The organism is Stenotrophomonas sp. STK17_22 (assembly GCF_051983905.1).
GTDB lineage: Bacteria > Pseudomonadota > Gammaproteobacteria > Xanthomonadales > Xanthomonadaceae > Stenotrophomonas > Stenotrophomonas maltophilia_A.
Genome location: NZ_CP197010.1, coordinates 581212 through 592667 on the forward strand (window position 1 = coordinate 581212; position 11456 = coordinate 592667).

6 protein-coding genes are annotated in these 11456 nt (G+C 66.7%); 3 read left to right on the forward strand and 3 right to left on the reverse strand.

What is annotated here, in order from left to right:
• Positions 1-244: 244 nt before the first annotated feature.
• On the forward strand, positions 245-2146 hold the full coding sequence (asnB, locus tag ACSYS9_RS02625) for an asparagine synthase (glutamine-hydrolyzing) (protein WP_049461655.1): 1902 nt from the start codon (positions 245-247) through the stop codon (positions 2144-2146).
• A gap of 373 nt (positions 2147-2519) precedes the next feature.
• Here asnB and ACSYS9_RS02630 read toward each other — a convergent pair whose 3' ends face one another.
• Both ACSYS9_RS02630 and queD read right to left on the reverse strand, forming a co-directional pair.
• Positions 2520-2867: a phasin family protein gene (locus ACSYS9_RS02630; RefSeq protein WP_014035870.1), complete on the reverse strand. Its 348-nt coding sequence runs from the start codon at positions 2865-2867 to the stop codon at positions 2520-2522.
• Between the two features lie 116 nt (positions 2868-2983).
• Positions 2984-3346, reverse strand: a complete 363-nt coding sequence (queD, locus tag ACSYS9_RS02635) for a 6-carboxytetrahydropterin synthase QueD (protein ID WP_005407953.1) — start codon at positions 3344-3346, stop codon at positions 2984-2986.
• A 192-nt stretch (positions 3347-3538) separates the two neighbouring features.
• Here queD and ACSYS9_RS02640 point away from each other — a divergent pair, with 192 nt between their 5' ends.
• Positions 3539-6178 carry a TonB-dependent receptor plug domain-containing protein gene (locus ACSYS9_RS02640; RefSeq protein ID WP_049461654.1) on the forward strand — a complete coding sequence of 880 codons (2640 nt, stop codon included), beginning with the start codon at positions 3539-3541 and terminating at the stop codon, positions 6176-6178.
• A gap of 74 nt (positions 6179-6252) precedes the next feature.
• A complete protein-coding gene (locus ACSYS9_RS02645; protein ID WP_049461653.1) occupies positions 6253-8847 on the forward strand; it encodes a M14 family zinc carboxypeptidase in 2595 nt (864 codons plus the stop codon).
• Between the two features lie 539 nt (positions 8848-9386).
• On the opposite strand, the gene ACSYS9_RS02650 is transcribed toward ACSYS9_RS02645, so the two are convergent.
• Positions 9387-10802, reverse strand: a complete 1416-nt coding sequence (locus ACSYS9_RS02650) for a DEAD/DEAH box helicase (RefSeq protein WP_049461652.1) — start codon at positions 10800-10802, stop codon at positions 9387-9389.
• Positions 10803-11456 lie beyond the last annotated feature (654 nt).

An 11456-nucleotide genomic window follows, 5' to 3' on the forward strand; every position in this document is an offset into this window, starting at 1 on the left:
GGTTGCTGGCGCTCGGGCCGGGCCTCAGGCCTGGCAACAACTTGGCGCCCAGCATAGCTTGTTGCCGTTACAAAACGTTACCTTCGTGATACGTCTGGTGACCATCGCTGACAGCAAAGCGACTGACGCGGGGCAGGTGGGGCGCCGAGCATGGAGTCTCCTCCGCTCCGCGTGCCGTTCCCATGTCGCTCGCCGCCCCCTGCCTGCTGAACCCGTCCCGCCGCTGCCGCTACGGAGGTGCCCGATGAGCGGCGTGGTCGGGGCCTGGTTGCCGCCCGCCGAGGACGAACACCTGCTGCAGCAGCTGGCGCCGATGCTGCGCGCCCTGCAGCAGCGTGGCCGGGGCCGCATCGGTTACTGGACCGACGCCGAGGCCGGTCTGGCGCTGGGTCACTGCCGGGCGCCGACCGACACTCCGCTGCAGCCACTGAGCTCGGACTGTGGCCGTTACGTGCTGTGCCTGGACGGCCGCCTGTACAACCGCGCCGACCTGCAGGCGCAGCTGCGCGAGCTGCCACGCAGCTGCAGTGACGCCCGGCTGCTGCTGCAGGCGATCGTTGAATGGGGCGTAGAGCGGGCGCTGTCGCGTATCGAAGGCGCGTTCGGTTTCAGTGTTTGGGACCGCGAATCGCGTGAGTTGTGGCTGGCGCGTGATCCGGTTGGCGAGCGGCCGCTGTATTACGGCTGGTTCCAGGGCCAGTTCCTGTTCGCCTCGGAAATGAAGGCGCTGCAGGCCTTCGCCGGTTTCGCGCCGAGCATCGACCAGGATGCGCTGAGCCTGCTGCTGCGCCACGACTATGTGCCGGCGCCGCACACCATCTACCGGGGCATCCACAAGCTGGTGGCCGGCGCGGTGCTGCGCGTCGATCTGGATGACCACGCTGCCGGCGGTTCCAGCCAGGCGGCGGAAGGGGGCGCGCGCTACTGGTGCGCACGCGATGCGATGCAGAGTGCGCTGCAGGAACCCCTGCAGCCGGCGCCGAGCCTGGAACAGGCCACCGACCAGCTGGAAGTGGTGTTGCAGAAGGCGATCGCGGCACGCATGCATTCGCCGCTGGCCTGCGGTGCGTTCCTGTCCGGCGGCACCGACTCGTCGCTGGTGACCGCGATGATGCAGGCGCAGTCGACGCTGCCGATCGAGGCCTGGACGGTCGGCTTCGACGATCCCGGCCACGACGAAAGCGATTGGGCCTCGCAGGTCGCTCGCCACCTGGGTGTGCAGCACCATCTGCACCGGATGGATGCGCGCCAGGGCCTGGACCTGCTGCAGCGCCTGCCGCAGGTCTGGTGCGAACCGTTCGCCGATGCCTCGCAGCTGCCGACCCTGCTGGCCAGTGAACTGCTGGGCGCGCGCAAGCCGGTGGCGCTGACCGGCGACGGTGGCGATGAACTGTTCTTCGGTCATCCCAGCTATGGCCGGGCGCTGCGCAATGCACGCCTCTGTGGTGGCTTGCCGGACTGGGTGCGTGATCTGGCGCGGCGCAGTGGCAACCGCATGAACGTCGAGCGTGGCCGCCTCGGCGGCTGGCGTGCGCTGGTGGCCGAGGTTGCCGCCAACGATGTGGAAGGGCATTACCTGCAACGTGTCACCCGCTGGCGGCAGCCGGCGCAGGTGGTGCTGGGCGCACGTGAGCCGATGACGATCTTCCAGCAGCAGGACTCTGCGCTGCCGGCCGAGGCGCGCATCCAGCTGTTGGATTTCCGCATGGATCTGGCCGAGGGCATCCTCGCCAAGGTCGACCGTGCCGGCATGGCGGCGGGCGTGGAGACGCGTGCGCCGCTGCTGGACATGGAGGTGGTGCGTCTGGCCTGGCGCCTGCCGCAGCACCTGAAGTACCACGATGGTGAGCACAAGCGGATCCTCAAGCACCTGCTGGCGCGCTACCTGCCGGAACCGCTGGTGTACCGTCCCAAGCGCGGCTTCGGCCCGCCGATGGCGCGTTGGCTGGCGGGCCCGCTGCGCGATTGGGCGGAGGCGCTGCTGGATCCGCAGCTGCTGCGCAACCAGGGCTGCTTCGATGTGGCACGCGTGCGCGGTATCTGGGAGGCGTTCCTGCGTGGCGAGCGCAAGTGGCACACGCACCTGTGGAACGTGCTGATGTTCCAGGCGTGGCACCAGCATTGGCACGGTGGTCGCGGGCGCTGAGCCGTTTCTGCATTGCGTGCAGCGGATTGAATCAGCGTGGCGCGGGGCGGAGGCCCTTGCGTACGAATGTCCTCCGGCGCCTAGTTGAAAGGCGCCACGAGCGCTGCGCTTTACCTGCCGTAAGCCGAGCCTCGTCGGGGCGGGCAGGGGTCTGGGCAAAGTAAAGGAGGAGGTGACGGCCAACGGCCGGCGCCGGGGGACATTTGCCCAGGCCCCTGCCTGCCCCGGCGGGGCCCCTCAGCTCGCAGGGAATCCAGGCGAAGAAGCGCTCTTCAATCCAAACGCCAGGTAAAAAAAGACCCGGCAGAGGGAGGGATCTGCCGGGTCCGGATTGCGTGGGGGGAGGGACCCACGCAATGAGCGTTGCGTCGCGTCAGTGGTTGTTCGCGTCCGCCGTTGATTCGTTGTAGCCCTGCACCAGTTCGGACCAGGCCTTGCTGGCCTGCAGGCCGAGACCAACCACGTCCTGCTGGGCCTGGCCCAGCCGCTGCAGGTTGTCCTGCCACAGCTGCGCACCCTTGGAGAGCGTCCCGGCCGCATCCTCGCCGCGGGCCAGTTCACCCAGCCAGCCGCCGGTCGCGGTCAGGTTGCGCTCCATCACCTTCAGCTGCACGCCGAACATGCTTTCCGCGTTCTCCAACGCCAACCGGTTCGCACGCGTTGCCGCGGCGGCGAGCTGGCGGGTGGCATCACTGAAGCGATCGCTGAAGGCGGCGGCCATGGGGCATCAGGGAGTGGCTTGATGCAATGCAGCATACGCCCTTGATGCGGCAATGCAACAAAAATAACAAAGGCGCCCGAGGCGCCTTTGAAACACCTTTCAGATCAATGGGTTGATCAGGCAGTGGGGCCACGGTAGCGGCACCCCGACGTGCAGGTTTCGTGCACGGTGATCTCGCTCAGCGCCGGCAGGCTCGGCTTGAGCTCGTTCCAGATCCACACCGCCAGGTTCTCGCTGGTCGGGTTCTCCAGGCCGGGGATGTCATTGAGGTAGTGATGGTCCAGGCGGTCGTAGATCGGCTGGAAGGCCGCCTTCACGTCGCCGAAATCCATGATCCAGCCGGTCTGCGCGCCAGGCTCGCCCTCGACCTTCAGTTCCACCCGGAACGAGTGGCCGTGCAGGCGCGCGCACTTGTGCCCCGGCGGCACGTTGGGGAGGCGGTGCGCCGCCTCGAGCATGAAGACTTTGAAGATTTCCATGACGCGATTGTACGCCGCAGATGGCCGGCCAGCCTGAGCGGATGTTGGACTTTCGTGAAGCAACTCTTTCCATCCGGATGAAGAGATGATAGTTTCTCTTATATCCGTATGAAGAGATGTTATTGGCCGGACCCCGGCCAAGCATGGACTACTGCGGAACTTCGTCGCCCTTACCACCTCCCCCACATCGTCATGCCCAAGCACACCCTGCTCGTGGCGGCCCTGGCCGTCGCTCTGGCCGCGCCTTTGTCCGCCGCCGCCGAAACCTCCGCCGACGCCAGTGGCGAAGCCAGCACCCTGGCTGCCGTGCGCGTCACCGGTTCCAACATCAAGCGCACCGATACCGAGGCCTCCAACCCGGTGCAGGTGATCGGCCGCCAGCAGCTGGAACAGACCGGCAAGGCCACCGTGGCCGATGTGCTGCGCTCGATCTCGGCGAACACCGGCAACGCCAGCAACGAAACCACCAACAACGGCTGGGCCTCCGGCTCGGCCGGCATCGGCCTGCGTGGCCTGTCGCAGAAGAACACGCTGGTGCTGCTCAATGGCCGTCGCCTGGCCAACTACGGCTTCCCGGCCGGTGGCCTGTCCGACACCTTTGTCGATCTCAACGCGCTTCCGCTGGTCGCGGTCGAACGCATCGAAGTGCTCAAGGATGGCGCCTCGGCGGTCTACGGCTCCGACGCCGTGGCCGGTGTGGTCAACATCATCACCCGGCAGAACTTCGAAGGCGCCGAGATCGGCGGCAGCTTCGGCGGCGCCGACCAGGGCGGCCTGCACGAGCAGAACCTGAAGTTCGTCGGCGGCCTCGGTGATCTCGATACCGATGGCTACAACATCCTCTTCAGCCTGCAGGGCTACAACCGCGAGCGCCTGGACCAGGACGAACGCAACCTGACCAAGAGCGGCATCTACACCGACAAGCCCGGTGGCCGCTGGAACGGCTGGTCGGCCAAGGGCGCGCGCTATCTGGTCAACGGTGTGTCGGTGCCGATGCTCGATGCCAGCGGCAACTGCCCGGCCGGTACTACCCGCGTCGCCAGCGCACCGATCGACGGCCTGGCCGGTGATACCTGCGGCTTCAACCAGGCGCCGTTCACCACGCTGATTCCCTCGACCAAGCGCTACCAGGCCTATGCCAACGGTACCTTCCGCCTGAACGACAACGTCGAAGCCTTCGGCGAAGTGCTGTACAGCCAGATCAAGAGCACCGCGTGGTTCGGCAGCAGCCCGTTCTTCACCCTGGAGAGCGGCCGCTTCGCACTGAACGCGGACAGTGGCCTGGCCGAGCCGGTGTCGTCGCTGCTGCCGGCCAACAATCCGTACAACCCGTACGGCCGTGCGATCCCGATCGAATACACCTTCTTCGACCTGGGCGGCACGCTCAAGACCAACCGCTCCACCGCTTACCGCGGCGTGTTCGGCCTGCGTGGCACCACCGCGAAGTGGGACTGGGAAGTGGCCGCGTTCGGCGCGCGCAGCAGCGAGCGTGAGAGTGTCTCTGGCGGTTTCGCCAACCGCTGGGCGCTGGCCGATGCGCTGGCAACGGGCAGCTACAACCTGCTGAACCCGGCCGCCACCCCGCAGTCGGTGCGCGACTCGATCAACATCGCCACGCTGCGTCCGGCCGAGTCCAAGCTGCAGGGCATCGATGCGAAGATTTCCGGCAGCCTGGGCCATACCTGGGCCGGCGAGATCGGCTTCGCCGCCGGTGCCGAGTGGCGCCGCGAGAAGCTCGATTCCAACAACCCGTGGCAGATCGACGCAGGCCTGCAGGTGCGCCCGGCCATCGCCGAAGTGCACGGCAAGCGCCAGGTCAGTGCGGCCTACGCCGAAGTGAACGTGCCGCTGGCATCGACGCTGGAGCTGTCCGCTGCCGCGCGCGCCGATCACTACGATGATTTCGGCGATGCGTTCTCGCCGAAGATCGGCCTGCGCTGGCAGCCGCTCGACTTCCTGCTGGTGCGTGCCTCGGCCTCGAAGGGCTTCCGTGCGCCGTCGCTGTCGGAGAACTCCAACAGCACCAGCATCGCCTACGGCAGCGTGGTCGATCCGCGTGACCCGGACGTGCCGGGCTCGCGTCAGAACCCCACCTTCTTCACCGTCGGCAACAACGAACTGAAGCCCGAGCGCACCAAGAGCGTGAACTTCGGCGTGGTGCTGTCGCCGTGGGCCAACACCAACCTGAGCGTGGACTACTACCGCATCCAGCTGGACAACCTGGTCGGCACCAACAACACCCAGACCCTGGTCAACGACAACGTGGCCGGCGCCGTGCAGCGCGATGAGCGCGGCAAGCTGCAGGCGGTCTACAACCGCTACCAGAACCTGAGCGAGCTGAAGACCTCGGGCATCGACGTCGAGCTGCGCCAGCGCATCCCGACCGCTGCGCTGGGTGACTTCACCGTGTCCTCGGCCTACACCCACGTGCGCGACTACCGTCGCCCGACCGTGGTCGGCGGCCCACTGGTGGACTACGCCGGCAGCAACCTGGGCGCAACCCTGCCCAAGGACAAGGCCACCACCACGCTGGACTGGAAGTACGGCGACTTCAACGCAGCCGTGACCTGGTACTACACCAGCAGCTACCGCCAGGAAGCCAGTACCGCCGCCAAGGCCGTGCAGCAGCGTGTCGGCAGCTACAGCCAGTACGACCTGTACCTGGCTTACACCGGCATCGACAAGCTGACCGTGTACGCCAAGGTGCAGAACCTGGCCGACAAGACGCCGCCGTACGACGCCTCGTTCCCGGGCATCCGCGCGCCGTACGACTTCAGCCAGTACGACCTGCGTGGCCGCTACTTCACGCTGGGCTTCGATTACCGCTTCTGATCCATCCGCCGCGGCCGGTCACCTGAAGGGACCGGCCGCGCGACTGTCTGCCGTTGTGTTCCAGGGGAGTCATCGTGTCCTTGCATCGCCGTGCCGTTCTTCCGTTGCTGCTTGCCGCCGCCACCGCACTGTCCTCGCCGCAGCCGGCGCAGGCACAGAGCGCGTACTTCTTCCCGCAGGTGACCGACGCAGCGGCGTTCGATGCAGCGGTGCCCACGCCGGAGCAGTTCCTCGGCTACCCGATCGGCAGCCGTTACACCCGGCACGACCAGCTGGTGGCGTACTTCCAGGAACTTGCGAAACGCTCGGACAAGATCAGCGTGCGCGAGATCGGCCGCAGCTATGAAGGTCGCCCGCTGCTGATCGCCACCGTCACTGCTGCAGGCAACCACGCGCGGCTGGAACAGATCCGCCAGCAGCACGCGACCCTGGCCGATCCGGCGCAGCCGCGCAGCGCCGCCGGTGACAGCCCGGTGGTGGTGTGGCTGGGCTACAGCGTGCATGGCAACGAGACCTCCAGTGCCGAAGCGGCGATGCTGACGGCGTACTACCTGGTGGCCAACCGCAGCGCCGAAACCCAGCAGTGGCTGCAGCAGGCGGTGGTGCTGTTCGACCCGGCGCAGAACCCGGATGGCCGTGATCGTGCCGCCAACTGGCACAACGCCTGGGCCTCTGATCCGGCCTCGGCCGACCCGGCCGACAAGGAACACGTTGAGCCGTTCCCGCAGGGCCGCACCAACCACTACTTCACCGATCTCAACCGCGACTGGCTGGCCCTGACCCAGCAGGACTCGCGGCCGAAGGTGGAGGTGTTCCACCAGTGGTACCCGAACGTGCAGATTGATTTCCACGAGATGGGCAAGGACAGCACCTATTACTTCGAACCGTCGCCGAAGAGCATGCACAGCCCGCTGATTCCAGCGGCGTCGTATGAATTCAACAAGACCCTGGCCAAGTACCACGCGCAGGCGTTGGATGCGCTGGGCTCGCTGTACTACACCGGCGAGAACTTCGACAACTTCTCGCCGGTGTACGGCTCGACCTATCCTGATTTCCACGGTGCCGTCGGCGTTACCGTCGAGCAGGCCAGCTCGCGCGGCCGCGTGCAGGAATCGGTGAACGGCCTGCTGACCTTCCCGTTCACCATCCGCAACCAGGTGGCTACCGGGCTGGGCACGGTGCGCGGCGCGGTAGCCGAGCGCAGCGGCCTGTTCGACCTGCAGAAGCAGTTCTTCCAGAGCGCGTTGAAGCAGGCCGCACAGCAGCCGGTGAAGAGCTTCGTATTCGGCGATGCGCATGACCCCGCATTGACCCGTCGTTTGCTGGAACTGTTGCTGCTGCATCGCATCGAGGTGCGCGCGCTGGAACGTGACGTCAGTGTCGATGGCCAGCGCTTCGATGCCGGCAGCGCCTACGTGGTGCCGGTGCAGCAGGCGCAGTTCCGCCTGGTGCATTCGATCTTTGCCGAGACGCCGCCGATCAAGGGCGATGTGTTCTACGGCAGCACCAGCTACGCGATTGCACCGGCCTACGGTGTGGCCTTCGCCGGTAGCCGCAGCCGCATCGACGGCGGCGCACGCGTGGCGGCGCTGCCGGCGGAGCAGAGCACCCTGCTGGGCGGCCAGGCAGGATTCGCCTACGCGATCGACTGGCGCGACTACAATGCCGGGCGCGCGCTGGCCGCGCTGCAGGGCAAGGGCGTGAATGCACGCGCGGCATTCCAGCCGTTCACCACCGCGACCACGCAGGGCGAGGTCAACTTCGCCGCCGGCAGCCTGGTGATTCCGGTGGCCGGGCAATCACTGCAGGGCACGGCGTTGCTTGAAGCCGTGACGTCTGCCGCGCGTGCTGCCGGTGTGCAGGTGCACGCGCTGTCCAGCGGCCGCAGCCGTAAGGGCATCGACCTCGGCAGTGATGGCGTCAAAGCGCTGCGCAAACCTGCGGTTGCGCTGGTGATGGGCGAGGGCGTGGCCGCCACCGAGATCGGCTCGGCCTGGTTCCTGTTGGACCAGCAGCTGCGGTTGCCCGCCAGCAAGCTGGATCCGCAGCAGCTGGGCAAAGCACCGCTGGATCGTTACACCACCATCGTGCTGTCCGGTGGAACCTACACAGGCATCGATGCCACGGCGGTGGCTGCACTGAAGCGCTGGGTGCAGGCCGGTGGTTCACTGGTTACCTATGGCAGTGCCTCGAAGTGGGCGATCGAACAGAAGCTCGCCGACGGCGAGAAGCTTGGCAAGGAAGAAGAGACCGCGGACGAGAGCCGCCGTGCGTTCGGCGACCAGCGCGACATCGCCGCGATCGAGCGGGTCAGCGGCAACATCCTCAGTGCCGACGTGGATACCAGCCATCCGCTGGCGTTTGGCGTGCCACGCCGGCAGCTGGCGATCAACAAGGAAAACACGGTGACGCTGCAGCCAAGCGCTAACCCGTTCTCGACGGTGGTACGCATCGACACGCCGCCGCGGGTGAATGGCTATCTGTCCGAGCGCAATCGCACGCGGGTGGCGGGCAGCGCGTGGCTGCTGGTGTCGGCGCAGGGGCAGGGCAACGTGGTGCTGTTCGCCGATGATCCGGCGCATCGCAAGTACTGGCACGGGACGGATCGACTGCTGATCAACGCGATCTTCTTCGGGAATCTGGTGAATCCGAGTAAAGCGCGGGGTTGAGGCTTTGCGCGCCTCGATTGATGCGTGTGGGGGGGAGGCCGGGCGGGCTGCGCAGGACACGCTGTAAATACGTCCATGTAAGCTCGATCGGCGCATCCATGCGCCTCACGGTCCTGCGCAGCCCGCCCGGCCTCCCCTCGACAGTTTCCTGCGGGCGCGGACGCATCGAACCCCAAGGCGGGAGCAAGGGCGAAAGCAAAAGCAGAACCAGGAATTGCGACTTCGGCTTTTGCCTTTGAATTTGAATTTGAATTTGATCTTTCTTCTCCCGGCTACCCGGCGGGAGAAGAAGGTGCAGGCAATGCTTGAAGCGGATGGGCATGGGGGCAGCGCAGAACCGTTGGCGCCATGGATGGCGCCATCGAGCTTACATGGACGTATTTACAGCGTGTTCTGCGCTGCCCCCATGCCCATCCGCCCTCGGTACTGCCACCGCGTGCTTTATCACCCGGTAGCCCGCAACAAAAAAAGGACGGCGCGTCAGCGCCGTCCCTCGATAGCCCCCGCGCAGCGGGAAGCACCCTCCATGTCAGCTGCGATCAGCCGGCGCGACCGCCGCCGTTGCCACCCTGGCCGCGGCCACGGCCGCCACCATTGCCGCCACCGCCACGACGCTGGCCCTGACCGGCGCCTGCACGCTGCTGGCCATTGCCACCGCCCTCGCGACGGCCACCACCGGCCTTCTTCGGGCCCGCATGCGCATGGCGCGGCGCATCGCCGTGCGGACGGCGTGCGTGGCTCTTGCGCGGTGCGCGCTCGCCGGTATCGTGCTCGGCCTTGCCCGGCGCACTGTTGCCCCAGCGGATCGGCGTCTGCAGCTCGAAGCCCGGCACATCGCGGATGTCCATGTCGCGGCCCAGCAGGCGCACGATCGCGCGCAGCAGCTTCACTTCATCCTGCGCCACCAGCGAGATCGCCTGGCCGGTCGCGCCGTTGCGGCCGGTGCGGCCGATGCGGTGCACGTAATCTTCGGCCACCATCGGCAGGTCGAAGTTGATCACCTTCGGCAGCTCGTTGATGTCGATGCCGCGCGCGGCGATATCGGTGGCCACCAGCACGGTCACGCGGCCGGCCTTGAAGTCGCCCAGCGCACGCAGGCGCTGGCCCTGGCTCTTGTTGCCGTGGATCGCCGCGGTCTTGATGCCCGACTTTTCCAGGAACGTGGCCAGCTTGTCGCTGCCGTGCTTGGTGCGGGCGAACACCAGGGTCTGCTCGCGGCTGTCCTGCGCCAGCAGGTGCAGCAGCAGGTCGCGCTTGCGGCCGGCATCGACCGGGTGCACGCGATGGGTGATGGTTTCGGCGACGGTGTTCTTCGGCGTGACCTGGATCTGTTCCGGGTTGCGCATGAACTCCAGCGCCAGCTGGCGGATGTTGTCCTCGAAGGTGGCCGAGAACAGCAGGGTCTGGCGGTTCTGCTTCGGCAGCTTGGCCAGGATGCGCTTGATCGACGGCAGGAAGCCCATGTCGAGCATGCGGTCGGCTTCGTCCAGCACCAGCAGTTCAATGCCGGACAGGTCGATGCTGCGACGCTCGAGGTGGTCGATCAGGCGGCCCGGGCAGGCCACCAGCAGGTCCACGCCACGGCGCAGGATGTCCAGCTGGTTGCCCATGCCGACGCCGCCGTAGATGCAGGCGCTGGGGATGCGCAGGTACTTGCTGTAGCCGCGCAGGCTGTCATGCACCTGGGTGGCCAGCTCGCGGGTCGGGGCCAGGATCAGCGCGCGCGGCTTGCGCGGGCCGCTGCGCACTTCCTGCGAGGCGGTGCCCAGGTGCTGCAGCAGCGGCAGGCCGAAGGCGGCGGTCTTGCCGGTGCCGGTCTGAGCGCCGGCCAGCAGGTCGCGACCGGCCAGCGCCAGCGGGATCGCCTGCTGCTGGATCGGGGTCGGGTTTTCGTAGCCCTGCTCGGCGAGCGCACGCAGCAGGAAGGGCGCCAGGCCCAGCGATTCAAAAGACATTGAGATTGCTCCAAGTACAAGAAACGCCTGTCCGAACGGACAGACGGGGGCAGATCAAACTGATCGGCTGACTCGGAGCGTTCCCGTGAACCGCGCTGCGAGAATTGGGTGCAGCCGGCACGGAGCGCAGGCTGGAATGCGTGACGAACGGCGTCGGAGTGGGGGCGGGCGAAGAGGGCGGACCCTGGTCGCCGGCGGTCCCGGAGGGAAACGGACGGCCGCTGCAGACCCTGCAAGTCTAAACGATGTTTGAGACTTCACGCAAAAAGGCCTGTTCAGGTAGGGGGCTCTCTGCAGGGCTGCGCCCTGCACCCGCAGAGGCCGAAGCAACGTCAACGTCAACGTCAAAAGCCGGTTTCCTGAGGGATGCGGGGTGGGTCCGGTTGCGGGGGGCGCTGCAAGTCCCCCTCCGGGGCCCGGCCCAGCCGCTGGCGGCTGTGCGTTCGGGCGCTTGCGAAGCAATGCTTCGCAAGCAAAGCGCCCTCACCCATGTAAGCTCGGTCGCCGCATCCATGCGGCTCACGCCCCCGCAACCGGACCCACCCCGCCTTCGAGAGTTTTCCGCGATCTGTCGAATCTCATTCGATCAATTTCGATATCTGACGGATTTCGACGATGAATGATGTGGATGTTCGATCCGTCATCGGGAAATTG

Excerpts from the sequence above, each read along its gene's own strand:
- asnB (WP_049461655.1), top strand. The coding sequence starts at position 245 with ATGAGCGGCGTGGTCGGGGCCTGGTTGCCGCCCGCCGAGGACGAACAC.
- ACSYS9_RS02630 (WP_014035870.1), bottom strand. The coding sequence starts at position 2,867 with ATGGCCGCCGCCTTCAGCGATCGCTTCAGTGATGCCACCCGCCAGCTC.
- queD (WP_005407953.1), bottom strand. The coding sequence starts at position 3,346 with ATGGAAATCTTCAAAGTCTTCATGCTCGAGGCGGCGCACCGCCTCCCC.
- ACSYS9_RS02640 (WP_049461654.1), top strand. The coding sequence starts at position 3,539 with ATGCCCAAGCACACCCTGCTCGTGGCGGCCCTGGCCGTCGCTCTGGCC.
- ACSYS9_RS02650 (WP_049461652.1), bottom strand. The coding sequence starts at position 10,802 with ATGTCTTTTGAATCGCTGGGCCTGGCGCCCTTCCTGCTGCGTGCGCTC.